The sequence below is a fragment of the Lactococcus protaetiae genome (assembly GCF_006965445.1).
Taxonomy (GTDB): domain Bacteria; phylum Bacillota; class Bacilli; order Lactobacillales; family Streptococcaceae; genus Lactococcus; species Lactococcus protaetiae.
Map to the genome: position 1 here is coordinate 1,455,446 of NZ_CP041356.1, position 24,074 is coordinate 1,479,519.

23 protein-coding genes and 1 pseudogene are annotated in these 24,074 nt (G+C 41.5%); 23 read left to right on the forward strand and 1 reads right to left on the reverse strand.

Features of this window, described 5'->3' with window-relative positions:
- Positions 1 to 42: 42 nt before the first annotated feature.
- From FLP15_RS07070 to FLP15_RS07115, 10 genes are all read left to right on the forward strand, one after another.
- Positions 43 to 933, forward strand: a complete 891-nt coding sequence (locus tag FLP15_RS07070) for a carbohydrate ABC transporter permease (RefSeq protein WP_142766532.1) — start codon at positions 43 to 45, stop codon at positions 931 to 933.
- The gene (locus FLP15_RS07075; protein WP_142766533.1) at positions 933 to 1,817 is read left to right on the forward strand and encodes a carbohydrate ABC transporter permease; all 885 of its coding nucleotides are present in this window, start codon (positions 933 to 935) and stop codon (positions 1,815 to 1,817) included. Before FLP15_RS07070 ends, FLP15_RS07075 begins: the two co-directional genes overlap by 1 nt.
- A 5-nt stretch (positions 1,818 to 1,822) precedes the next feature.
- Positions 1,823 to 2,521, forward strand: coding sequence for a hypothetical protein (locus FLP15_RS07080; protein ID WP_142766534.1), 699 nt, complete (start codon positions 1,823 to 1,825; stop codon positions 2,519 to 2,521).
- A 39-nt stretch (positions 2,522 to 2,560) separates the two neighbouring features.
- On the forward strand, positions 2,561 to 4,555 hold the full coding sequence (locus FLP15_RS07085; protein ID WP_142766535.1) for an alpha-glucuronidase: 1,995 nt from the start codon (positions 2,561 to 2,563) through the stop codon (positions 4,553 to 4,555).
- Positions 4,556 to 4,695: 140 nt separating this feature from the next.
- Complete coding sequence (gene purC, locus FLP15_RS07090; RefSeq protein ID WP_142766536.1) at positions 4,696 to 5,406, forward strand: phosphoribosylaminoimidazolesuccinocarboxamide synthase; 711 nt, start codon at positions 4,696 to 4,698, stop codon at positions 5,404 to 5,406.
- Positions 5,407 to 5,423: 17 nt separating this feature from the next.
- On the forward strand, positions 5,424 to 5,666 hold the full coding sequence (gene purS / locus FLP15_RS07095) for a phosphoribosylformylglycinamidine synthase subunit PurS (protein ID WP_142766537.1): 243 nt from the start codon (positions 5,424 to 5,426) through the stop codon (positions 5,664 to 5,666).
- A 149-nt stretch (positions 5,667 to 5,815) separates the two neighbouring features.
- Positions 5,816 to 6,502, forward strand: a complete 687-nt coding sequence (gene purQ / locus FLP15_RS07100) for a phosphoribosylformylglycinamidine synthase subunit PurQ (RefSeq protein ID WP_142766538.1) — start codon at positions 5,816 to 5,818, stop codon at positions 6,500 to 6,502.
- On the forward strand, positions 6,502 to 8,715 hold the full coding sequence (purL, locus tag FLP15_RS07105) for a phosphoribosylformylglycinamidine synthase subunit PurL (RefSeq protein WP_142766539.1): 2,214 nt from the start codon (positions 6,502 to 6,504) through the stop codon (positions 8,713 to 8,715). Before purQ ends, purL begins: the two co-directional genes overlap by 1 nt.
- A gap of 226 nt (positions 8,716 to 8,941) precedes the next feature.
- Complete coding sequence (locus FLP15_RS07110) at positions 8,942 to 9,382, forward strand: MarR family winged helix-turn-helix transcriptional regulator (RefSeq protein WP_142766540.1); 441 nt, start codon at positions 8,942 to 8,944, stop codon at positions 9,380 to 9,382.
- A gap of 1 nt (position 9,383) precedes the next feature.
- Positions 9,384 to 10,862 (forward strand): DHA2 family efflux MFS transporter permease subunit, encoded by a 1,479-nt coding sequence (locus FLP15_RS07115; RefSeq protein WP_142766541.1) that lies wholly within the window; start codon positions 9,384 to 9,386, stop codon positions 10,860 to 10,862.
- Positions 10,863 to 10,944: 82 nt separating this feature from the next.
- Here the strand turns inward: FLP15_RS07115 and FLP15_RS07120 are convergent, their stop codons facing one another.
- Positions 10,945 to 11,415, reverse strand: coding sequence for an Rrf2 family transcriptional regulator (locus FLP15_RS07120; RefSeq protein WP_142766542.1), 471 nt, complete (start codon positions 11,413 to 11,415; stop codon positions 10,945 to 10,947).
- 105 nt (positions 11,416 to 11,520) lie between these two features.
- Between FLP15_RS07120 and FLP15_RS07125 the strand changes: the two genes are divergently transcribed.
- The 13 genes and pseudogenes from FLP15_RS07125 (at position 11,521) to FLP15_RS07180 (ending at position 23,981) form a co-directional block, all read left to right on the forward strand.
- Positions 11,521 to 12,438 carry a DMT family transporter gene (locus FLP15_RS07125; RefSeq protein ID WP_142766543.1) on the forward strand — a complete coding sequence of 306 codons (918 nt, stop codon included), beginning with the start codon at positions 11,521 to 11,523 and terminating at the stop codon, positions 12,436 to 12,438.
- Positions 12,439 to 12,509: 71 nt separating this feature from the next.
- A complete protein-coding gene (locus FLP15_RS07130; RefSeq protein ID WP_142766544.1) occupies positions 12,510 to 13,220 on the forward strand; it encodes a methyltransferase domain-containing protein in 711 nt (236 codons plus the stop codon).
- Complete coding sequence (locus tag FLP15_RS07135) at positions 13,198 to 13,905, forward strand: class I SAM-dependent methyltransferase (protein ID WP_142766545.1); 708 nt, start codon at positions 13,198 to 13,200, stop codon at positions 13,903 to 13,905. Before FLP15_RS07130 ends, FLP15_RS07135 begins: the two co-directional genes overlap by 23 nt.
- Entirely contained in the window at positions 13,847 to 15,049 is a 1,203-nt protein-coding gene (locus FLP15_RS07140) for an MFS transporter (RefSeq protein ID WP_142766546.1), read from the forward strand. Before FLP15_RS07135 ends, FLP15_RS07140 begins: the two co-directional genes overlap by 59 nt.
- Before the next feature lie 16 nt (positions 15,050 to 15,065).
- Positions 15,066 to 15,359: an MFS transporter gene (locus FLP15_RS07145; protein ID WP_190288262.1), complete on the forward strand. Its 294-nt coding sequence runs from the start codon at positions 15,066 to 15,068 to the stop codon at positions 15,357 to 15,359.
- Positions 15,356 to 15,727 carry a MerR family transcriptional regulator gene (locus FLP15_RS07150; protein WP_142766548.1) on the forward strand — a complete coding sequence of 124 codons (372 nt, stop codon included), beginning with the start codon at positions 15,356 to 15,358 and terminating at the stop codon, positions 15,725 to 15,727. Before FLP15_RS07145 ends, FLP15_RS07150 begins: the two co-directional genes overlap by 4 nt.
- 75 nt (positions 15,728 to 15,802) lie before the next feature.
- Positions 15,803 to 16,651 carry an oxidoreductase gene (locus FLP15_RS07155; RefSeq protein ID WP_142766549.1) on the forward strand — a complete coding sequence of 283 codons (849 nt, stop codon included), beginning with the start codon at positions 15,803 to 15,805 and terminating at the stop codon, positions 16,649 to 16,651.
- Positions 16,652 to 16,744: 93 nt separating this feature from the next.
- Entirely contained in the window at positions 16,745 to 16,888 is a 144-nt protein-coding gene (locus FLP15_RS12730; protein WP_190288263.1) for a hypothetical protein, read from the forward strand.
- A 1-nt stretch (position 16,889) separates the two neighbouring features.
- Positions 16,890 to 17,096 carry a hypothetical protein gene (locus FLP15_RS07160; RefSeq protein WP_142766550.1) on the forward strand — a complete coding sequence of 69 codons (207 nt, stop codon included), beginning with the start codon at positions 16,890 to 16,892 and terminating at the stop codon, positions 17,094 to 17,096.
- A gap of 256 nt (positions 17,097 to 17,352) precedes the next feature.
- Positions 17,353 to 18,762: pseudogene (gene purF, locus FLP15_RS07165) on the forward strand (amidophosphoribosyltransferase); the annotation flags it as partial.
- A gap of 267 nt (positions 18,763 to 19,029) precedes the next feature.
- Positions 19,030 to 21,633 carry an ATP-dependent chaperone ClpB gene (clpB, locus tag FLP15_RS07170; RefSeq protein ID WP_142766551.1) on the forward strand — a complete coding sequence of 868 codons (2,604 nt, stop codon included), beginning with the start codon at positions 19,030 to 19,032 and terminating at the stop codon, positions 21,631 to 21,633.
- 111 nt (positions 21,634 to 21,744) lie between these two features.
- Complete coding sequence (locus FLP15_RS07175) at positions 21,745 to 23,295, forward strand: type I restriction-modification system subunit M (protein ID WP_142766552.1); 1,551 nt, start codon at positions 21,745 to 21,747, stop codon at positions 23,293 to 23,295.
- Positions 23,292 to 23,981 carry a Fic family protein gene (locus tag FLP15_RS07180; protein WP_223804572.1) on the forward strand — a complete coding sequence of 230 codons (690 nt, stop codon included), beginning with the start codon at positions 23,292 to 23,294 and terminating at the stop codon, positions 23,979 to 23,981. The genes FLP15_RS07175 and FLP15_RS07180 overlap by 4 nt, the downstream gene beginning before the upstream one ends.
- Positions 23,982 to 24,074: the final 93 nt, after the last annotated feature.

The following is a 24,074-nucleotide window of genomic DNA, read 5'->3' on the forward strand; positions in this document are numbered from 1 at the left end:
ATTCATCACTCTACTATTATTAAAATTAAAGAAAGGAATTCCATGAAAAATCATAAGATTGGATTACTTTATATTGCACCCTGGATTATCGGATTTTTGGTTTTGACGATTTGGCCAATTATCATGTCCTTCTATTACTCGTTGACAGATTATAATATGATTACTACACCAAGCTTTATCGGTTTTAAAAATTATACGAGTCTTTTTCAATCATCACTTGTAAATCCGAATAGTTTTACCGTTTCACTGAGAGCTACAATCATCTATGTTATTTTTTCAGTACCTCTGCAGCTCGTTTTTGCGTTATTTGTCGCCTTTGTACTAAATTTCAAAATCAAAGGAATTTCATTTTTCCGTACGGCCTATTACATCCCATCAATTCTTGGGGGAAATGTCGCGGTTGGAATTCTTTGGCGTTTTATGTTTAATCCAACGGGACTTGTGAATACTTTTCTTGGTACATTCGGTATTCATTCTGTGGACTGGTTATCAACAACGGCAGGTGCAATGTTTAGCATTGTATTACTGAAAGTTTGGCAATTTGGTTCATCTATGCTGATTTTTTTAGCCGCTTTAAAGAATTTACCACCAGATTTATATGAGGTAGCAAGTCTTGAAGGGGCAAGCAAACTTAAACAATTTTTTAAAATTACAATTCCGTTGATTACACCTTCTATTTTCTTCAATTTGGTAATGCAAATCAGTAATGCTTTCCAAGAGTTTAATGGTCCTTATCTGGTAACACAAGGTGGTCCGCTACAAACTACAAATTTAGCGTCACTATTCATTTATCAACAAGCGTTTCAACGATACAATATGGGCTATGCGAGTGCAGCAAGTTGGGTTTTATTTGCGATTATTGTAAGCATTACAATTATTTTGTTTGCTACTCAAAGATTTTGGGTTTACTATTCTGATGGAGGTAATGACTAATGGAAAAGATTACAGGTGGATACCATACAAAAATAAAAACTCGGCAACGTTTGGGTAATATTTCAAGATATGTGATTTTGACACTCTTTGCTATTATCATGATTTATCCTCTATTATGGCTAATTGGTGCAACTTTCAAGACCAACGCTGAAATTTTTACACAAGTTAGCTTCATTCCAAGAAGGATTGATTTTACTCCTTATATCAAAGGGTGGACATCACCAGGTGCTGGTACCAATACTTTTACGACCTATTATATCAATACATTTTTGTATGTTATTCCAAAAGTAGTTTTTACAGCACTTTCAGCGACAATCGTAGGCTATGGTTTTGCTCGTTTTGAATTTCCATTTAAGAAAATATTTTTTGCTCTTTTAATGGCAACAATGTTTTTACCAGCAGTTGTAACGCAAATTCCACTTTATCTGTTATTTAAACAAGTAGGACTGCTTGACTCTTATGCACCATTAATCATACCAGCGGCTTTAGCACAACAGCCTTTCTTTGTATTTTTGATGATTCAATTTATCCGTTCAATCCCTAGAGATTTTGATGAAGCGGCAACAATTGATGGATGTGGTTCATTTGGGATTCTATGGCGAATTTTACTCCCTTCTCTCAAACCAGCGATTATGTCTTGTGTAATCTTCCAGTTTGTATGGAGTTTTAGTGACTTCTTGGGACCTTTGATTTATATTACATCTCCTGAGAAATATCCTGTTTCTATTGCGTTACAGTTAAACACAGATACTTCATCAGGAGTTGTACCTTGGAATCAAATTTTTGCAATGTCGGTTATCTCGCTACTTCCTGCAATTATTTTGTTCTTTAGCGCACAAAGATATTTTGTTGAAGGAGTTACTTCCTCAGGAATAAAGGGTTAGTTCAAATGAAAAAGAATTTTAAGTGGAGCTTTAACATTATCACAGATTGGACCGTTCTTGGAGTTAATTGGTTTTATAAGTTAATCGTGCAAAATTTATATTTTGTTTTGTCTAACTTATTATTTATTGCTATGTTATTTGTTTTTCAACTCACTTTAAATAATTTCCCCTTGTTTATCATACCCATTTTTTTATTTTATGTGAGTTTGGCTACACAGTTTAAGATGATAGAGCAAGGAGGGCAAGAAGAAAACGGAATATCATTTGGAAGTTATCGGAAATATTACCAAAAAATGATTAAGAAGAATTGGAAAACTTTTCTGTTTTATACTTTTCTTACCTCATTCATCATTTTTGAAGTAAAAGTGCTTTGGATGGCACAAAAGGGTTTATTACTCATTCCTTTATTAATTACAGCTAGTTTTTTAGCAAGTGGTATGTTCTTTGTTTTTCTTCTTTCAAGTGATGAGAGAGCAAGTCAGATTTCTATGGGACAAAAATTTTTTTCTATGCTACTTGTAAGTTATAAGCTGCCATTCGTAACAGTAGTCAATATGATTTGGATTATAATCGTAGTTTTTGCGTTGCAAAGATTTTCGTTAGCTTACCTTTTATTTTTAGGAGGAGCGATTAATTATATGATTTGTCTTAACCTGAAACGACGATTTTCTGTTCGACTTTATTTTGAACAAATAGGAAAATAAAATCGAAGTAAATTTTTTATAAAATGGAAGGTAGAGATTATGGGAGTTGATGAAATGTGGTTAAATTCATCAAAGATAAAAGATATTTTGAAAAATGAAGTATTTTATTGTAACTTTGATGAGGAAGATAGCGTTACTCTACGCTTACGTAGCGAGATAGTGAATTGGTTGGGATTGAAGCTGACCACAAAACAAGAGCTGGCTACTATTAAGTTAGAGATTGATAATAAGCTTGATAAAAACTTGGAGGCTTATCAGATAAAAGAACAACAAATTCGGGGAACTTCCTCAAAAGGAGTGCTTTATGGATTTTATGCTTATTTGAGAAGAAAATTAATAAAATTACCTTTGGAAGAAACATCTGCACCACAGCAGGCATTGCGTATGATTAATCATTGGGATCAAGTAGATGGTACGGTTGAACGAGGTTATGCTGGGGAGTCAATTTTCTTTGGAAGATTTGGAAGTAATGATAATACAGACAAGGGGTCTTTTGAAGTAAAAGATATTGGAACAGATATTTTTCGTAATGACTTTACCCGTTTAGAAATGTACGGTCGTTTTCTTGCTTCTATCGGAATTAATGCTATTTCTTTAAATAATGTTAACGTTAGAGGACTAGGGACGAGTCTAATTATTTCTCCTTATATTGAGAAGGTAAGCGAGATTGCAAAAATATTTTCTAGTTTTGGAATTAAGACTTTCTTAGCAGTAAACTGGTCTGCTCCCAAAATAATCGGCAAATTATCAAGTTCTGACCCTCTAGAATGTGAAGTTCGTCTTTGGTGGTCGAAGGTTATCTCTCATATTTATCAAGTGATTCCTGACTTTGGAGGTTTTGTAGTAAAAGCTGACTCTGAAGGTGAGCCAGGTCCTTATCAATATGGCAGAAATCATGCAGAAGGGGCCAATATGTTAGCAGAGGCTTTTCAAGCCTATCAAGGATTAGTGATTTGGCGAACTTTTGTTTATAATTCGCAAACGGACTGGAGAAACCGTAAAAACGATCGTGCAAAAGCTGCCTATGAGAACTTTATGCCACTTGATGGGAAATTTGCAGAGAATGTAATCTTACAAATTAAGTTTGGTCCAATTGATTTTGGTGTACGTGAGCCGTTAATGCCTTTGTTTGGTGCGTTGAAAAAGACGAATCAACTGATGGAATTTCAGATTACCGCAGAGTATTTAGGACAACAAATTGATTTAAATTATTCTGTTCCACAGTGGTTATCTATGATTCATTTTAGTAATTATGGACAAGCAAAAGATACTGTAAGAGATAATTCACCTCTTCCAAGCAACTCTGGTTTTGTCGCAATTAATAATGTTGGGATGGATGAGAACTGGTGTGGAAATAAATTGGCTCAAGCTAATTTTTACGGTTTTGGTCGGATGTGTTGGGATAATAATTTAAATGCAGAGCAAATATTGGATGAGTGGTTAAAGTTAACTTTCACAGAAATAGATGCTATTACACAAAAGAAAATATTCACGATGCTTATCAGCTCAAATCGGACCTATGAACTTTATAATGCTCCTTTATCTGTGGGGAGCATGATGGTACCACATTATCATTATGGTCCAGCGGTTAATGGTTACGAATACGATCGCTGGGGAGCTTATCATTTTGCTGATTGCAATGGTGTAGGTGTTGATCGTACGGTAGCGACTGGGACGGGCTATACTAGTCTTTATGAACCAAGTATAGCTAAAAAATTCGAGTCTTTGGAGGAGATTGCTGATGAAGATTTACTCTTTTTTCATCATGTGAACTATAATTATATTTTACATAATGGAAAAACTTTAATTCAAACGATTTATGATCAGCACTTTGAAGGGGTATCATGTGTTAAAAATTATATTAAAGTTTGGCAAAGTGTCAGTGGAGAAGTTGATGAAGATACATATAATAATGTTGCGGAGCGACTTAATTTGCAACTATGTAATGCTCAAAATTGGTGTGACCAAGTGAATACTTATTTTTATCGGATGTCGGGCATAGATGATAATCGAGGTAGACAGATTTATAAGTAAGCATGTTTTTTCCGAACGTTCGAAAAAGCCGAACAATAAAATAGAAAAGTTCTAATATTACTGGTTGGAACTTTTTTTATTCGTTCTGGTAGTCTAGAATAAGAAGCATAAAGAATTCCGTGGAAGGATGGAGGCTTATTTTGAAAAAAGAAACTTTGCTTTATGAGGGTAAGGCTAAGAAACTCTATGTTACTGATGATTCAGAGGTGCTTTGGGTAGAATATTGTGACCAAGCGACAGCATTAAATGGCGCGCGCAAGGAGCAAATTGCAGGTAAAGGAGCGTTGAATAATCAGATTACTGCTTTGATTTTTGAGCGATTAAATGCCGAAGGTGTGACGACTCATTTTATTAAAAAGTTGTCTAAAACCGAACAATTAAATAAAAAAGTAGAGATTATTCCATTGGAAGTTGTCTTGAGAAATGTGGTGGCAGGTTCATTTGCCAAACGTTTTGGTCTTTCTGAAGGGAGCGTTTTACCTGCTCCAATCGTTGAGTTTTACTATAAAAATGATGATTTAGATGATCCTTTTATCAATGATGAGCATGTGAAATTCCTGAACATTGCGACTGATGACGAGATTGCATTTTTGAAGTCTGAAACGCGTAAAATCAATGAAATTCTCAAAAAGATTTGGTCAGAAATTGGTTTGACTCTGGTGGATTTCAAGTTGGAATTTGGTCGTTTGGCTGATGGGAGTATTATTCTTGCGGATGAGATTTCTCCTGACACTTCACGGCTCTGGGACGCGGATGGAAATCACATGGATAAGGATGTTTTCCGTCGGAATATTGGCGATTTGATGGAGGTTTATAGCGAAGTTTTAGCGAAATTGCAAGCAGCAAAATAAGAGGAGAATGAGCAAAAATGACAAAAGCAACAGTTTATGTAACCTACAAAGAAAGTATTCTTGATCCTCAAGGACAGGCAGTGCAAAAGGCGGCAAGCAAGCTTGGTTATGACAAGGTGTATAAAATCCGTATCGGTAAATATTTTGAAATCGAAGGGACAGGGTCAGCCGAAGAGCTGAAAACACAAGTCGAAGCGTTGTCTAATGAGCTTTTGGCCAATCCAAATATGGAAACATACAGAGTTGAGGTTCAAGACTAGAAAGGGGGAAGTGCAAAGCGTGTCTTTTTAGGCACAGTGAGCAGCTTTCGAGTTGCTGCTTGGAACAGTGCTTGAAACTTCGTTTCAAGTCAATGAACACTGTTCTACGCTACAATCGAAAGCTTAACGCTCACTTTTGCACCAAGATTATGAAATTTGCAGTGATTCAATTTCCTGGCTCTAACTGCGATTTTGACTTGCTTTGGGCGATTCGGGATGTGATGGGTGCTGAGGCAGAGTTTGTCTGGCATGATGAGACCTCCCTCTCTGGTTTTGATGGAGTGTTGATTCCTGGAGGATTTAGCTACGGCGATTATTTGCGCTGTGGTGCGATTGCTTCTTTTGCCAATATTATGCCCGAAATCAAGCGTTTAGCGGCTGAGGGGAAACCTGTTTTTGGCACTTGTAATGGTTTTCAAATTTTGGTTGAAGCTGGGCTTTTGCCAGGCGTATTGATTAGAAATGACAGCTTAAAGTTTGTCAGCAAATGGCAGACTTTAAATGTTCGGAATAAGCAAACAAAATTCACGACAGAATACGCTGAAAACGAGGTCATTAACTTGCCCATCGCCCACGGTGAAGGAAAATACGTGGCAGACGAAGCCACGCTTGCTGAGCTGAAAGCGAACAATCAGATTATCTTTACTTATGAAAACGGCAATCCGAATGGCTCGGTTGACAATATCGCAGGCATTATCAACAAAGAGGGTAATGTGCTTGGCATGATGCCTCATCCAGAGCGTGCGATGGAGGATCTGCTTGGCGGGAGTGATGGTGCGAAGCTGTTTGCTAGTGTGTTGAAGAATTTTGTGAAAGTGGAAGAGGTGAACGCCTGATGACTGTTGAATTATCACCTGAACAAATCCGTGAAACGAAGATTTATCGTGAATGGGGTTTGACGGACGAGGAATATCTGAAAATCAAAGATGAGATTTTGGGTGGGCGGCTGCCGAATTTTACGGAAACGGGAATGTATGCTGTGATGTGGAGCGAGCATTGCTGCTATAAGAACTCGAAGCCTGTGCTGAGGAAGTTTCCAACGACTGGTTCACAGGTGCTGATGGGACCTGGTGAGGGTGCTGGCGTGGTCGATATTGGCGATGGTCAGGCGGTCGTTTTTAAGGCGGAAAGTCATAATCATCCCTCTTATGTTGAGCCTTACGAGGGTGCGGCGACTGGTTCTGGCGGAATTATTCGTGATATTTTCTCAATGGGTGCGCGTCCGATTGCGATTTTGGACAGTTTGCGTTTTGGGCAGATTGATAATGCACACACGAGGCATATCGTGGACCAAGTTGTGGCAGGGATTGCAGGCTACGGCAACTGTATTGGGATTCCAACGGTTGGTGGCGAGGTGGCTTTTGATGAGTCTTATAGTGGAAATCCGCTGGTTAATGTGCTTTGCGTGGGCTTGATTGACCAAAAAGACATTCAAAAAGGTCAGGCAAAAGGTGTTGGCAATAGTGTCTTTTATGTCGGCGCGAAAACAGGTCGTGACGGCATTCATGGGGCTTCATTTGCCTCAAAAGAATTTGGCTCTGGGTCTGAAACGCAGCGTTCTGCGGTACAGGTCGGTGATCCATTTATGGAAAAATTGCTGCTGGAAGCTTGTATTGAAGTGATCCAAAAGCATGGCGATATTTTGGTCGGCATTCAGGATATGGGTGCAGCTGGTTTGGTTTCATCGACCTCGGAAATGGCTTCAAAGGCTGGCTCTGGCTTGCGGTTGAATCTTGATGATGTGCCACAGCGTGAAACAGGCATGATTCCTTACGAAATGATGTTGTCCGAAAGTCAAGAACGGATGGTGCTTTGTGTCAAAAAAGGACATGAGCAGGAAATCGTGGATTTGTTCAAGAAATATGACCTTGACGCGGTCAATATTGGCGAGGTAACAGACGATGGCTACTATACCTTGTACCACAAGGGGCAACTGGTAGCGCACGTGCCTGTTGACAGTCTTGCTGAGGACGCGCCTGTCTATTACCGAGAAGCAAAAGTGCCTGCACGCATTAGCGTATTTGCTGACGAAGCGAAATATGTGCCTGTCATTTCTGACGCTACTAAAATTTTTAAAAAATTGCTTGCTCAACCAACGATTGCCAGCAAACGTAGTATTTATGAGACTTATGACAGTCGTGTCATGACTAATACTGTTGTCGCACCTGGCTCTGACGCTGCTGTTTTGCGGGTTCGTGGGACAAAGAAGGCGCTCGCGATGACGACTGACTGTAACGCGCGTTATCTCTATCTTGACCCTGAAAAGGGTGGCGCGATTGCGGTGGCTGAAGCGAGCAGAAATATCGTGGCTTCTGGTGGGAAACCGCTTGCCATCACGGACTGTCTCAACTTTGGTAATCCTGAAAAACCTGAACAGTTCTGGGAGCTGACGACTGCGGCTGACGGCATTTCTCGTGCTTGTTTGGCGCTTGACACGCCTGTCATTTCGGGCAATGTGTCGCTCTACAATGAAACGAATGGTTCTGCGATTTTGCCAACGCCGATGATTGGCATGGTTGGGCTGATTGAGGACACTGACTATATCACGACACAGGATTTCAAAAGGACGGGGGATAGCATTTATCTGATTGGGACAACTGCTGATGATTTTGCAGGCTCTGAGTTGCAAAAAATGCTGACAGGTAAAATCAGTGGAAGGATTGACTTTGACTTGGATAGCGAGAAGCGCAATCAAGATTTGGTCCTTGCTGCAATCAAGGCTGGTCTAGTGGAGTCCGCACACGATTTGTCAGAGGGTGGACTTGCGATTGCACTGGCTGAATCAGCCTTTGCAGGCAATCTTGGTGTGACTGTCAAATTTGACGCTACTGATGCACAGCTTTTTAGCGAGACACAGGGGCGCTTTATCCTGTCTGTCAGCGCTGACAAGACTGCTGATTTTGAGAAATTGGCAACTGAGCACGCTGTCAAATTTGTGCAAATTGGCGAGGTTACTGACAGCGGTGTTTTGGATATTAACAGCATCTCTGTCAGTACTTCCGAAGCCTTTGCTATTTATGAAAATGCTTTGCCTGAATTGATGAAATAATAATCTGAAAAGACGCGAAATCAAAATTTTGCGTCTTTTTTGTTGAGATAACTGACAGGAGAATTGTCATAGAATGATTTGAAATTGAAAAAATTTCATGAGTACTAAAAAGCTGTCAGTACACTGACAAATATCAAATTTTCACTCTAACTCACTTTTTCCTTGACAAAAATAATCCCCAAGAGATATAATTGATACTATCAATAATATCAAAAGGAAAATAAAAATGACAAGAGAACAAGCGGAGCGTTTTACGGATATTGTCAAGGCGGTGAACCAGTCAGAAGCTGTGGAGAGCTTCAACTTATATGCGCATGGCGAAATGTTGGTGCTGGTGCATTTGGCACGGGCTTTTGGACAGACGGTCTTTCCGAGTGAAATCGCTGAGGCGACACGCACCAGTCCAACGCGCGTGGCGAAAATCTTGAATACGCTGGAAAAAAAGGGCTACATTGTCCGCAAAACAGATGTCAAAGATCGGCGCAAAGTTCAGGTCAGTGTTACGGAGCTGGGCAACCAGAAGGCTCTGCAGGAAAAAGAGAAGGCGCTGACACGGATTTCCAATGTTTTGGAGGAAATGGGGCAAGACGATAGTGAGCAATTTATCCGCTTGCTGACGCAATATTTGACGATTACCGAGCGGCAAAGTTTGGACTGGGAGGACTGAGATGGCAAAGGACATTCACGGAAATCCCTATTCTCTCTGGGCTTTGGCAGTTTTGGTTTTGGTGGCGACCTTTGCCGGCGACTTGAACGCGACCATGCTGGCAACGGCGGTACCAACGCTCATGCGCGACTTCAATATCTCACTCTCGACTGCACAGCAGGCTTCCACTTGGTTTTTGCTGGGCAATGGCATTATGATTCCCGTTACGGCTTATTTGGGGACGCGTGTTCCGACGAAAATTTTGTATCTGTTCTCGCTTGCGGTGCTGTTTCTGGGCGGACTTGTGGCAATCGCTGCGCCGAGCAGTAATTATCTGCTCTTTATCGTGGGGCGCGTGATTCAGTCGCTGGGCGTTGGCGTGATTATTACCTTGCAAATGGTCATTTTTGCGGAGATTTTTCCTGAAGAAAAGCGTGGTCAGGCGATGGCGATTGCAGGGCTATCCCTTGCGGTTTCCCCTGCTTTGGGGCCAACTTTTGCAGGCTGGGTGTTGAATAAAAATCACAGCTTTTTAGGACTGACTTTGAGTGATTCTTGGCGCTCGATTTTCATTGTGCCAACGGTCATTATCGGGATTTGCCTACTTTTAGCGCCCTTTGTCATGCGTGATGTGCTGAAAAATAAGACTGTCAAATTGGACATCCTGTCTTTAATTTTGACCGTTGCAGGTTTTGGGCTATTTTTGTACGGTCTGACAAATGCTGGCACTGACGGCTGGCTCACATTTGACACTGTCTTGCTACCAACGCTGTCAGGGTTGATTTTACTTATCATTTTTAGTCTGCGACAGTTAAAAATGACAGCACCATTTTTAGATTTACGTTTACTGACAAATAAGCAATTTTCGCTTGCTACGTTGATATTAGCCTTTGTGACGATGGCGATGATGGGTGTGGAAATTATTTTGCCCGTTTATTTGCAAGAAATTCGAGGATTGAGCGCCCTGGGGTCAGGTTTGACCTTGCTTCCTGGGACTTTGATTATGACCGTTGCCATGCCAGTTTTTGGTGGCATTTATGACAAGATTGGTGGAAAAATGCTGTCCATCTGCGGTTTCATTGCCCTGACACTTGCGACGATTCCCTTTATTTTTATCAGCAGCAGCACGCCGCGAAGCTGGATTATCTTCTTTTATGCCATTCGCGCCGTCAGCATTGCCGCTGTGATGATGCCGATGATGAGCGCCGTGATGGATGCGGTCAAGCCGAGCGAAATGACGCACGCCTCCGCCCTGAGCAATACGCTCAAGCAAGTCGCGTCCGCGCTGATTGTCGCCGTCTTTACGAGTGTGACAACCAAAGTGTCGAAAGACCATCTGCCATCAGCACAGCTGAAAGTCGAAAATCCTACCTTGTACCTCACCAAATTCATCAATGCCACGATAAAAGGCTATTCCGCAAGCTTTCTGCTGGCGGTAGTGCTTGGCACGATTGGTGTTGCTTTTACGCTTTTTTTGAGAAATAAAAGCCGTCAGCACTGACAGAAAGATAAAAAATTGTTTGTAAGTGCTGATGAAATAATAAAACTTCTGAAATTTTTATCAGAAGTTTTTTATTAACGAATTAAGAATGCTCAGCAATCCATTCATCTAAGTCAATCAATTCATAATTTTCCTGCGTGTTTTTCGCCACTTGTGCCAGCGTTACCTTTGTCAGCGTACTGACAAGCGTGTTTTCAATCACATCAAGTGCGTCAGTAATGGCGCATTTTTGCGCTTTATCGCCCTCAGTTCCGAGGAAATTTTTCAGCAACTGCTGACTAGCAAATATCCGTCCGCGTCCCTCAATCGCCAGAAAAACATCATAAAATGTAATCTCAGTCAGCGGTTTTGCCAGCGAAAATCCGCCATATTTCCCAGGTGTGGAGCTAATCAACCCCTCATTGACTAAAGATTTGATAATTTTATGTAAATAGGTTGGCGATACATCGAGTCTCGCCGCGATAGGAGCTGCGCTCATCAGCCTTTTTTCGGGCAAGCGTCCCAAAATCAGTAACACATAGACCGACTGCTCCCAGCCAGAGGATAGTTTCATTCTTGCAAATCTCCTTATGAAGTTTTATAATAGTTATTGTAGATATAATTTATCCATAATAACTATTATTCTATCTTATTTTACCATTTTGGAGGTCAAAATACAATGCAAACTCAAACAAGCAGGCGCGTCTTTCTCACCTGTATCCTCTTAACCACAGTCTTTATGGGTTCATCTTTCCCAACTGGCAAATATTTGATTTCAGTTGAGCAGGTGCCACCGTTTTTGCTGGGTGCTTGGCGCTTCATCATCGCAGGGCTCATCATGATTCTCTGGACACTTATCACAAAAGGTGGCGAAGCCATTATTCCACGCAGTAAAGGCAGCTTTTCAAGAGGATTTCTCCTTGTCGCGGTCATTGGTTTGCTCCAAACAACAGGCACGATGGGGCTGCTCAACCTTGCAATGGCACACGGACTTTCATCCTCAATGTCATCGGTTATTCTCTTTACCAATCCGCTCTGGCTGGCGCTACTTGCTCATCCCTTGCTCGGCGAAAAGCTGAATCTTTGGAAAATTTTATCCCTTATTTTAGGTGTTCTTGGTGTGATGATTTGTCTTGGCTTGGATAGCTCTGCGCTTGGCATTGGCGCCCTTTTCGCACTTCTTGGTTCATTTTGTTGGGCGATTAATTCTATCGTGACAAAACGTGTGCCTTTTGACAAAGGTGCTTGGATTTTTACAGGTTGGCAACTCCTGATTGGTGGAATTTTGATGCTGATTTTCTCATTTCCTATGCACGAAAGTTACCACATTTCACAACTTAACAGCTGGGGTTGGCTCTGGTTTGTTTGGCTGATTTTGCCTGCAAGCGTTGGTTCGTTTGGACTTTGGTTTTCAAGTCTCAGACAGCGCAAAGCTACGATTGCCAGCAGTTTTCTCTTTCTCGTTCCGGTGTTTTCCACGATTTTTTCAATCATTGGTTTGCACGACAAATTTACCCTAGGACTGGTCGTCGGTGGATTGCTGATTGTTATTGCCTTGATTTTGGTTAATCGTGAAACGAAAGAAATCCAAAAATAAAAATAGCTTTTACTGTACAGTAAAAGGGAGGAGCAAGCTCCTCCCACAAAAAAAGATAAAGGATTAAGACAATGGAAGTTGGAAACGGAATATTAATATCAGATGGAAAACAATGGAGCTTTGAAAATCAGGTGGCTGATCATTTCGATGAACACGTGAAACTTTCTGTTCCTCTTTATGAACAAGGACACGAACTGATTGGCTATCTGAGCGACTTCTTTTTACGAGATAGCAGTGTTTGCTACGAAATAGGTTGCTCTACTGGTAGGCTCATTGGGAAAATTGCTAAACGACATTTTCACAAATCAAATATTCAATTTATAGGAATAGAACCCGTTAAAGAGATGATTGATATAGCAGAGAAAGAGCAGGAAGTTAGTCAAATTAAATTTGTAGAAAGTTCCATAGAAGCTGCAAATTTAAAGCCGTGCGATTTGGTTTTGAGCTATTACTGCTTGCAATTTGTTTCGCTTTCTCAAAGAGATGAAGTTTGCAAAAAAATCTATAATGCCCTCAACACAGGCGGAGCTTTTATCCTTTTTGAAAAAGAAATTGCTGATGATCCTAAAATAAATAAGCTCATTACATCAAGCTATATCAAGTTTAAAGTTCATAATGGATTTAGTTCTGAGGAAGTCCTTTCAAAACAACTAAGTCTGGAAGGTGTTATGAAAACAAACACTCATTCTGAAAATAAAAAAATGTTGATTAATGTTGGATTTCAGCATGTTTCAACAATTATGAAATATGGAGAATTTAATGGATATGTCTGCATCAAATAAGACAAACGTAGAAAAATGGGCTGATTTACATCAAAAATCTAGTACAATCAGCATTCGTACTACACCAAATTATGCCGTCAAACAAATCTTGGATTTGAAACCTAAGAGGAAACTTGACAACATACTAGAAGTCGGATGTGGTTTTGGACGAAATCTAGCTTTTCTGATAAAAAATGATTACTCAAAAAATTACTATGGGATTGACCTTACCAAAACTTCTGTAAATAAATGTATAGATACTCTTGCTGACTTAAACGCCAAAACGGATATCAGAGTAGGAAATGCTGGAAAGTTTCTTGATTTTCCTAACAACTTTTTTTCTTCGGTGTTTGATATTATGTCAGCTATTACATTTATTTCCGATATTTCTGAAAGAAAAAAATATTTTTCCGAAATTGCGCGTGTCCTTGAACCAGAGGGGCATTATTACTTTCTGTGCCCACGAAAGAATGGGAAATTTCATGATATTTTTGAAAATCAAGACTTACTAGAAAAGGGCTATATTAAACGTAAATTAGATGGAATGTTAGAGAAAGTCTATACAAAAGATGAACTGACTCAATCATTTCCAAATTTTGACTACCTAAAATTAGAAGTTGTTTCAGAGCATACACGTGCTTTTGGAGATGAAAAATTTATTCGCGAGGACGGTTTCTGGTTTGGAGATTTCAAAAAGAGAAAATAGTATCAGTCAAAAGGCACTTACTTTAGCTACTATCGCAATGCTCATTTCTTTCATGAGCTGGTCTAGTCTGTCACCGTTGGCAAATTCTATCGCTTCACAATTTGGACTAAATATTACTCTACAAAAGATTTTGGTGGCTTTGCCTGTATTATTTGGTTCGTTATTGAGAATTCCGCTTGGTAAACTTTCAGATAATTTTGGTGGTAAGAAAATATATTTGAGTACTTTAGGGATAAGTTTAATTCCTTTAGCACTTGCCTATTTTGTATTAAAGTTTCATTTATCTATTAATCTTTTGTTTTTGGTAGCTCTAGGACTGGGAATATCTGGTGCTTCCTTTGCAATTTCTTTATCTTATGCCAGTGCTTGGTTCCCAGAGAGCAGGCAAGGTCGTACTCTAGGAATTGTTGGAATTGGTACAGTTGGCAACGCGATAAGTTCGGGGCTTCTTCCCTTTATTCAGAAAATATTTCATTCTTTAACGAGTGTTTATAGTTTCTTGTTTTTTATAACTCTCATCTTTATTGGAATTTTTAAATTTATAGGTGATGAAGTTCCTATTAACTTTAGAAAAAAGGAAGATAGTCCAAAATTAGATAAGAGATTTTCTTTGTTTTCACTTTCTTTTGCTTGCATGGTTGCCTCTGGATCTTTCGTAGCTTTTGGCGCATTGCTACCAACTTTTTTAGGCATTCATTCAATATTTGGTTTATCATCACTGACAGCAGGTTTATGGGGTGCAGTATTTTCAGTCCTCACTATTGTTACAAGACCACTTGGAGGATATTTTGCTGATATTTCCAACGCAAGAATCTATCTTGTGTTTTCGTTATTTGGAATTATGATATGTCAGTTTCTAATCAGTTTTTTCATACAATCACTTTTCTTATTTCTCTTTGTTTTTATGACTTATGCAGTCTTTATAGGACTTTGCAACGGCTGTATTTTCAAAATTACGGCTGAATATTTTCCAAGAAATATTGGATTTGCTTCTGGAATTGTAGGAGCAGTGGGAAGTTTTGGAGGTTTCCTATTTCCATTCATTTTTGTTTTCGTACCATCAAGTTCTGTAGCCTTTATTGTACTTGGTTTTTTGACTTTATTTAGTGTATTTTCTTCTATTTTTTCCTTAAAAATATTCTAAATAAAAGATAGCCGTGATGGATGCGGTCAAGCCGAGCGAAATGACGCACGCCTCTGCCCTGAGCAATACGCTCAAGCAAGTCGCGTCCGCGCTGATTGTCGCCGTCTTTACGAGCGTGACAACCAAAGTGTCGAAAGACCATCTGCCATCAGCACAGCTGAAAGTCGAAAATCCTACCTTGTACCTCGCCAAACTCATCAATGCCACGATAAAAGGCTATTCCGCAAGCTTTCTGCTGGCGGTAGTGCTTGGCACGATTGGTGTTGCTTTCACGCTTTTTTTGAGGAATCAGGAGAAATTTAAAAAATGAACATCAAACAAATCGCTGAAAAAACAGCTCTAAGCCCTGACACAATTCGTTATTATGAGAAAGAAAATCTCATCAGAATCCCACGAAACAGCAGTGGTTATCGTGACTTCAGCGCACAAAATCTGGAACGCTTGACTTTCATCGGGAAAATGCGTGCGGCTGGCTGTGGAATTGATTTTCTGAGAAAATATTGCGCGCTTCTTGATGACACAGAAAATCATGACAGCGAACAGCGCGAAATGCTGATTGTAGAGGCAAAATCAGCAAGAGAACGACTGTCAAATTTGACAGATGCCTTAGATTATCTGGAATGGAAGATTGACGTGTACTATAAAAATGTCAAAACGCAAGGAGACAAGTCAAAATAGAAGCTTTTTGCTTGCATTAGAGTGCACTTCAAGGTTTATAATAGACTCATAAACTAAGAAATGGAGATTTCAAAAATGACAAACAATGATAAAGTGTGGCTCGTGACAGGCTCTTCCACAGGCTTCGGGCGCGCACTTGTTGAAGAACTCATTGCGCAAGATTACAAAGTGGTCGCCACCGCGCGTCATCTGTCAGCACTGACAGACTTACCAGACAGCGAAAATGTACTCAAGGCAAGGCTTGATGTCACTGATAAAGCTTCTATCAGTGCTGCAGTGACTGCCACGATTGAAAAATTTGGTCGGCTTGATGTTTTGGTCAACAATGCAGGCTTTGGCTATTTTGGCGTCATGGAAGAATCGGATCAGACTGCCGTCAGACGCATGATGGATACGAATTTTTGGGGCGCAAATGACATGACACTCGCTGTTTTGCCTTATATGCGTAAGCAAAAGTCTGGGCGCATTCTCAATACAGTCAGTCGTGGTGGACTGACAACGACAGAAACGCTCGCTTATTATCACGCGACAAAGTTTGCGATGGAAGGACTTTTCCAAACATTGCGCAAAGAAGTTGAGCCCTTAGGGATTTTCGTGACTAATATTGAGCCTGGCTCATTTCGCACAGATTGGGCAGGACGCTCGAAAGAAAGCAGCCCCGCTGAGATTGCAGATTATGCCGTAGCGCACAAGACGCTTGAGCGCCTGAATAGCTACTCTGGAACTCAAGCGGGCAGTCCTGCTCTCGCAGCCAAAGCTTTCATCAAGGTGGCTGAACTGGATAATCCGCCCATGCACTATCTCATGGGCAAGGACGCTTATCAGCTCAGCAAGCAAGTTTTTGAAGCGGCACTTGATGAGTTTGAGGCTTACAAAGAAGAGGCGCAGCACCTTGATTTTGGTGACGAAGCCTATTGGGAATAGCAAATTTCCGAACAATGGCTGCTCAAAAATCGCTGATATACTACGTACATCAGGTTTGACAAATCTTGTCAAACCAACATTGGAGGCAACATTATGAGCGAAATACTTGAAGAGGGTAAAGCCATCTGCGAAGAATGCGGCGGCGAATTTTGGGAAGATGAGTTAGAAGACAGCTACTGCGAAAACTGTATGGATTTTCTCATTCAGTGCGGGATTGATGCGATGAACGGAGATTGACTTGGGAATATTTGACATCATCGCAGCCGTGGGCGATGCGCTTTCGGAAAATGGCGACAAAGCGACCTATTCTGACGAAATCAAAAACGATAAGCGCATTCAAAAAATGATGCACACTGATGGTACAACGCACCAGACCATCAAAGCATCAAAAGTAAAATATAAGAGTGGCAAGGTTACGGAAACACGCTCTTATTACGAAGATTAGAAAAATGGACTGACAGAGTAATTTGTCAGTTCATTTTATTTCTGTCAGCATACTGACGGATGACAAAACTATTTTTTCCGAACAATCTTTTCCAAAAAATCCAAAAATCTCACTTAGAGCTTTTTATTTCCAGACAATCCAGCTAAAATAAAGCTATAAACAAAGAAATTGACGAGGAAAAGCAACCAATGGCTGACAAGACAAAAATCAATCCCCCCACGTAAGAAAAAATTGGTGGCAAACGCACCCCGATGACGAGCGTTCGCATCTCAACGAAGAATGTGGGCTTTTCGGCGTTTGGGGACATCCAGACGCAGCTCGTTTGACCTATTTCGGGCTGCACGCTCTACAACACCGAGGTCAAGAAGGTGCAGGAATTTTAGTCAATGACAACGGAAAACTCAGTCGTCATCGTGGCTTAGGACTGGTCACAGAAGTTTTCAAAGACGAAAAAGACCTTGAGCTGCTTTCAGGCTCCGCAGCCATTGGCCACGTCCGCTATGCCACTGCTGGCTCGGCTGATATCAACAATATTCAGCCCTTTCACTTTGATTTTCACGATGGCGGTCTGGGTTTGGCGCACAATGGCAATCTGACCAATGCGCAGTCGCTCAGACGAGAGCTGGAGCATGATGGCGCGATTTTTAGCTCCAACTCGGACACTGAAATCCTCATGCACCTCATTCGCCGCAGTCATCATCCTGAGTTTATGGGCAAGGTCAAAGAGGCGCTGAACACCGTGCATGGCGGCTTTGCCTACCTGATTATGACCGAGCATTCGATTTTGGCGGCGCTTGACCCGAATGGCTTCCGTCCACTTTCTATCGGTCAAATGAGCAATGGTGCGATTGTTGTTGCCTCTGAAACTTGTGCCTTTGATGTGGTCGGTGCGACTTGGTTACAAGATGTCCAACCCGGCGAAATCATCGAAATCAATGATGACGGCATTCATGTGGACCAATTTACAGACAGTACCAATCTCACGATTTGCAGTATGGAATACATCTATTTTGCACGCCCTGACAGCAATATCATGGGGGTCAACGTGCATACTGCTCGCAAGCGTTCAGGCAGAATTCTTGCCCGCGAGGCGCATATTGACGCGGATATCGTCATCGGTGTGCCAAATTCCTCGCTCAGCGCAGCCAGTGGCTATGCCGAAGAAAGCGGTCTGCCCTACGAAATGGGACTGATTAAAAATCAATATGTGGCACGAACCTTTATCCAGCCCACCCAAGAGCTCCGCGAGCAAGGCGTGCGCATGAAACTCAGCGCCGTCCGTGGTGTTGTTGAGGGTAAACGGGTCATCATGGTTGACGACAGCATTGTCAGAGGAACCACCAGCAAGCGCATCGTCCGCCTCCTCAAAGACGCAGGCGCAGCCGAAGTCCATGTCGCCATCGCCAGCCCCGCCCTCAAATATCCTTGCTTTTACGGCATTGACATCCAAGACCGCGACGAACTCATCGCAGCCAGCCACACCACCGACGAAATCTGCACCCTCATCGGCGCTGACAGCCTGACCTACCTCAGCCAAGAGGGTCTCGTCGAGGCTATCGGACACGACAAGCTCACACTTGCCTATTTTGACGGGAAATATCCTACGCCGCTTTATGATTATGAGGAGGAATATTTGGAGAGTTTGGAGAAGAATGGGGTGAGATAAAATCCATCATTACTGATAACAGATGAGAATACTGACAGAAATCTCTGTCAGTATTTTTCACAATCAAAAAGTTTGACCAATACTGACCAATCAGGTATAATAGGAATGTAGTGAGAAGAGCTCACTAAAAACTGAATGGAAAAGGAGTGAAATTGAGTTCGCCCTCCTTGAAGCTATACAATTAGATAAAATGGAACCTGCACGCTATGCAGAACCTCATTTTCCTAAATTGTTACGCTTCAGAGCAGTCGGGCTCACATCTTAATTATGGACATCGAAAAAATGACAACAACAATGCAAGAAAGTCTTGCTGCGGCGCAGCAAATTGCGCAGACGCGGCATCAGCAGGCGATTGAGATTCCGCATTTGTGGCGGATTTTTGTGCAACCGAATAGTTTTGGAGCAAATTTTTATCAGGATTTGGGGATCAATCTGGACGAATTTACGTCCGTGATTGAGCAAGAAATTGACAAGATTCCATCAGTGGAAGGCAGTTCGGTCAGTTATGGGCAAGGGCTGAGTCAAGACTTGTTCAAACTTTTGAATGAAGCAGATCAGATTGCTAAGAAAATGGGCGATGAATATCTCTCAACCGAAATCGTCTTGCTGGCGCTCTTTGAGTTGAGGCAAAATTCATTGACCCAATATCTGACAACGCATGGCGTGAGCAGACAAAAGGCTGATGAAGCCGTGAAAAATCTACGTGGAGGTGATAAAGTGACGAGTCAAAATGCAGAAGAAACTTACAAAGCGCTAGAAAAATACGGTGTGGACCTCGTACAACAGGTCAAATCGGGCAAGCAAGACCCTGTGATTGGGCGTGATGAGGAGATTCGCGATGTGATTCGCGTACTTTCTCGGAAAACGAAAAATAATCCGGTGCTGATTGGTGAGCCGGGTGTTGGTAAAACAGCGATTGTTGAGGGTTTGGCGCAACGGATTGTGCGCAAGGACGTGCCTGAAAATCTGAAAGACAAGACGATTTTCTCGCTGGATATGGGCGCATTGATTGCGGGTGCGAAATATCGGGGCGAGTTTGAAGAACGCTTGAAAGCGGTGCTGAACGAGGTCAAAAAGTCTGATGGGCAAATCATTTTGTTCATTGACGAGCTGCACACGATTGTAGGCGCAGGTAAAACCGAAGGTTCGATGGATGCAGGAAATCTGCTCAAGCCAATGTTGGCACGTGGTGAGCTGCATTTGATTGGTGCGACTACACTCGACGAATATCGTAAATACATGGAAACCGACAAGGCACTAGAACGCCGTTTTCAAAAGGTTTTAGTGACAGAGCCAACGGTTGAGGATACGATTTCCATTTTGCGTGGGCTGAAAGAGCGCTTTGAAATTCATCACGGCGTGACGATTCATGATAACGCGCTCGTGGCAGCTGCAACTCTATCCAATCGCTATATCACTGACCGCTTTTTGCCCGACAAAGCGATTGACCTGGTTGACGAAGCCTGCGCGACCATTCGGGTGGAAATGAATTCTTTGCCCACCGAGCTTGACCAAGCCAATCGTCGTCTGATGCAGCTTGAAATCGAAGAAGCAGCACTCAAAAAAGAACGCGATGATGCGTCTAAAAAACGGCTGGAAATCTTACGTGCCGAAATCGCTGAACTTCGTGAAGAAAATAATCAACTCAAAAGCCAATGGGAAGCGGAGAAAAAGGAAGTCGGCAAGATTTCTGAAAAACGCAACGAGCTAGAACAAGCACGTCATGAGCTTGATGAGGCGCAAAATGACGGCAATCTCGAAAAAGCTGCAGCGCTGCGCTATGGCAAAATTCCTGAAATTGAAAAAACGCTCAAGGAACTTGAAGAGAAGGCGAAATCTGATGATTTGAGTTTGGTGCAAGAGTCTGTCACAGAGGAGCAAATTGCCGAAGTGGTCGGGCGCATGACAGGCATTCCCATTACCAAGCTGGTTGAGGGCGAGCGTGAAAAACTACTCCATCTGCCAGAAACCTTGCACGAGCGTGTGGTGGGGCAAGATGAAGCCGTTGAGGCAGTATCTGATGCTATTATCCGTGCGCGGGCAGGCATTCAAGACCCCAATCGTCCGCTGGGTTCTTTCCTTTTCCTCGGTCCGACTGGGGTCGGTAAGACTGAGCTTGCCAAGGCGTTGGCTGAAAATCTATTTGACAGCGAGGAGCATATGGTGCGGATTGACATGAGCGAGTACATGGAAAAGCACAGTGTATCGCGGCTGGTCGGCGCCCCTCCAGGCTATGTCGGCTACGACGAGGGTGGCCAGCTGACCGAAGCCGTGCGGCGCAATCCTTACACGATTATCCTGCTTGACGAGATTGAAAAAGCGCACCCTGACGTGTTCAATATTCTCTTGCAAGTCTTGGACGACGGGCGTTTGACAGATTCCAAAGGTGTTCTGGTTGATTTCAAAAACACAGTGCTGATTATGACGTCAAATGTTGGCTCGCAGTATTTACTTGACGCTGTCAGTGCTGACGGAAAGCTGTCAGAAGAGGTCAATGAAGCCGTCATGGCGCAACTCCGTGCGCATTTCAAACCCGAGTTTCTCAATCGGATTGACGACACGATTATCTTCAAGCCTTTGTCGCTTGACAACATTAAAAACATTATCGTCAAAATGACGAGTCTGCTGACCAAACGTTTGGAAGAAATGGAAGTGACCCTTGAGCTGACCGACGAGGTCAAGACATGGATTGCCGAAAATGCCTACGAACCAGCCTATGGCGCGCGTCCACTGAAACGCTATCTGACAAAAGTTATTGAAAATCCACTCGCGAAATTGATTGTTGGTGGGAAGATTTTACCGAAATCGAAGGTTTTGGTAGAGTTGAATGATGGGCAGATTGATTTTGAGATTCAGTCTATTTCTGAATAAAAATTAGAACCGCTGAGTGCATGATTTTCAGCGGTTTTTTGCTTGCTCTTGGCTGAATAAAAAGGTAAAAAATGGTAAAATTAAAGGAAGTAAAAAGAGTTTGGAGAGAGAATGACAGCACAAAATCAAAGACAAGAACTACAACGAAATATCTGGTCTATTGCTGACCAAGTTCGTGGCGCTGTGGACGGGTGGGACTTTAAACAGTACATTCTAGGGATTTTGTTCTACCGTTTTATCAGTGAAAACTTTCAAAATTATATAGAAGCAGGTGACCCAGAAGTTCACTATTCGGATTACCCAGATGAAGCGATTAGCCCTGAGATTATTGATGACGCAGTAAAAACGAAGGGTTACTACATTGCACCCAGTCAACTTTTCTCAAATGTTGAGAAGACTGCGCGTGAAAATGCTGATTTGAATACAGACCTCAAAGCAATTTTTACCGCCATCGAATCAAGTGCGATTGGCTATGCTTCGGAAAATGACATCAAAGGTTTGTTTGATGACCTTGATACAACCAGTAATCGCTTAGGAAATACGGTTGCAGAGAAGAATAAACGCTTAGCCGATGTCCTTGAAGGAATCAATCAACTGAACTTTGGTCGTTTTGAAGATAATCAAATCGATCTTTTTGGTGATGCTTATGAATTCTTGATTTCAAACTATGCCTCAAACGCTGGTAAATCAGGAGGCGAATTTTTCACACCTCAATCTGTCTCAGCACTACTAGCTAAAATTGTCATGCTTGGGAAAGATGAACATAATAAAATCAATAAAATCTATGACCCTGCCTGTGGTTCAGGCTCTCTTTTGCTTCAAGCGAGAAAGCAATTCTCAGAGCATATCATCGAAGAAGGTTTCTTTGGTCAAGAAATCAATATGACCACCTATAACCTTGCACGCATGAATATGTTTTTACATAATATCAACTATGATAAATTTGATATTAAACGTGGAGATACGCTTATCAATCCACTGCACAATGATGACAAGCCTTTTGATGCCATTGTCTCTAACCCTCCTTATTCCATCAAATGGATTGGTTCAGATGATCCAACTTTAATTAATGATGACCGCTTTAGTCCAGCAGGTGTTTTAGCGCCCAAATCAAAAGCCGATTTTGCCTTTATCATGCACGCTTTAAGTTATTTGTCCGCCAAAGGTCGTGCCGCGATTGTCACTTTCCCAGGGATTTTTTATCGTGGTGGTGCCGAGCAGAAAATTCGTAAATATTTGATTGACAACAACTTTGTGGAGTCTGTTATCCAACTGCCCAGCAATCTTTTCTTTGGGACAAGTATCGCCACTTGTATCTTGATTTTGGCAAAAAATAAGTCGAATACTGATACATTTTTTATTGATGCAAGCAAAGAGTTCAAAAAAGAAACTAATAATAACATTCTAACGACTGATAACATCGATAAAATCCTTGCTCATTTTGATAAAAAAGAAGAGTTGGACTATTTCTCAAAAGCCGTCAAATTTGATGCGATTGTCGAAAATAACTATAATCTCTCTGTTTCTAGCTATGTGGAAGCAGAGGATTTGACGGAGAAGATTGATATTGATGTACTTAATCAAGACATCAAGGTGACTGTTGAGAAGATTGATAAATTGCGAGCTGATATTGATGAGATTGTGAAGGAGTTAAGTAAATGAAAAATCTAATTTTAGAAAAACTCCTAGAAGAACGAAAAAACGGTCTTAAAGGTGGGCTTTATCACAAAACACAAGTCAGCTTGACTTACAATTCCAACCGAATTGAAGGCAGTAAACTGACCGAAGAACAGACGCGCTATGTCTTTGAAACAAAGACGGTTGGTTTTGATGCGGACGGTCTGCCAGTTGATGATATTATCGAAACCAGCAATCATTTTCGAGCGTTTGATTATCTGCTTGACACGATTGAAGAAGATTTGAGCAAGAAAATCATCAAAACTTTTCACAAAATCCTAAAAGAAGGCACAAGCGATAGTCACAATGCTTATTTTAATGTTGGCGATTGGAAAAAAATTCCGAATGAAGTTGGCGATATTAAGACAAGTCTGCCAGAAAATGTCGACTCAGATATTTCCAACCTTCTTGTTGAATATTTGACAAAACCAGCAGTTACTTTTAATGATTTAATCGCTTTTCATGAGCATTTTGAGCGCATTCATTCTTTCCAAGATGGGAATGGTCAAGTTGGACGTTTGATTCTTTTTCGGGAATGCTTGAAACAGGACATTGTGCCCTTTGTGATTGATAATGATAAAAAGTTATTTTACTATCGTGGTTTGCGTGAGTTTGCGACTCAATCGGGTTATTTGATTGAGACTTGTTTAGCGGCGCAAGATTGTTTATAAAGAGTGGGTTCAGTATTTTTATCCAGAGGTTGAGGTGGATGACGATTAAGTTGTTAAAAAAACGGACAACACAAGTGCTGTCCCTCCCAGATC

Coding starts and splice junctions, on each gene's coding strand:
- FLP15_RS07080 (WP_142766534.1), top strand. CDS start 1,823: ATGAAAAAGAATTTTAAGTGGAGCTTTAACATTATCACAGATTGGACC.
- purQ (WP_142766538.1), top strand. CDS start 5,816: ATGAAATTTGCAGTGATTCAATTTCCTGGCTCTAACTGCGATTTTGAC.
- FLP15_RS07150 (WP_142766548.1), top strand. CDS start 15,356: ATGAACATCAAACAAATCGCTGAAAAAACAGCTCTAAGCCCTGACACA.
- FLP15_RS07110 (WP_142766540.1), top strand. CDS start 8,942: ATGACAAGAGAACAAGCGGAGCGTTTTACGGATATTGTCAAGGCGGTG.
- FLP15_RS07130 (WP_142766544.1), top strand. CDS start 12,510: ATGGAAGTTGGAAACGGAATATTAATATCAGATGGAAAACAATGGAGC.
- FLP15_RS07070 (WP_142766532.1), top strand. CDS start 43: ATGAAAAATCATAAGATTGGATTACTTTATATTGCACCCTGGATTATC.
- purL (WP_142766539.1), top strand. CDS start 6,502: ATGACTGTTGAATTATCACCTGAACAAATCCGTGAAACGAAGATTTAT.
- FLP15_RS07125 (WP_142766543.1), top strand. CDS start 11,521: ATGCAAACTCAAACAAGCAGGCGCGTCTTTCTCACCTGTATCCTCTTA.
- clpB (WP_142766551.1), top strand. CDS start 19,030: ATGGACATCGAAAAAATGACAACAACAATGCAAGAAAGTCTTGCTGCG.
- purS (WP_142766537.1), top strand. CDS start 5,424: ATGACAAAAGCAACAGTTTATGTAACCTACAAAGAAAGTATTCTTGAT.
- FLP15_RS07145 (WP_190288262.1), top strand. CDS start 15,066: ATGGATGCGGTCAAGCCGAGCGAAATGACGCACGCCTCTGCCCTGAGC.
- FLP15_RS07180 (WP_223804572.1), top strand. CDS start 23,292: ATGAAAAATCTAATTTTAGAAAAACTCCTAGAAGAACGAAAAAACGGT.
- FLP15_RS07085 (WP_142766535.1), top strand. CDS start 2,561: ATGGGAGTTGATGAAATGTGGTTAAATTCATCAAAGATAAAAGATATT.
- FLP15_RS07140 (WP_142766546.1), top strand. CDS start 13,847: ATGAAAAATTTATTCGCGAGGACGGTTTCTGGTTTGGAGATTTCAAAA.
- FLP15_RS07175 (WP_142766552.1), top strand. CDS start 21,745: ATGACAGCACAAAATCAAAGACAAGAACTACAACGAAATATCTGGTCT.
- FLP15_RS07115 (WP_142766541.1), top strand. CDS start 9,384: ATGGCAAAGGACATTCACGGAAATCCCTATTCTCTCTGGGCTTTGGCA.
- FLP15_RS07120 (WP_142766542.1), bottom strand. CDS start 11,415: ATGAAACTATCCTCTGGCTGGGAGCAGTCGGTCTATGTGTTACTGATT.
- FLP15_RS07075 (WP_142766533.1), top strand. CDS start 933: ATGGAAAAGATTACAGGTGGATACCATACAAAAATAAAAACTCGGCAA.
- FLP15_RS07135 (WP_142766545.1), top strand. CDS start 13,198: ATGGATATGTCTGCATCAAATAAGACAAACGTAGAAAAATGGGCTGAT.
- FLP15_RS12730 (WP_190288263.1), top strand. CDS start 16,745: ATGAGCGAAATACTTGAAGAGGGTAAAGCCATCTGCGAAGAATGCGGC.
- FLP15_RS07155 (WP_142766549.1), top strand. CDS start 15,803: ATGACAAACAATGATAAAGTGTGGCTCGTGACAGGCTCTTCCACAGGC.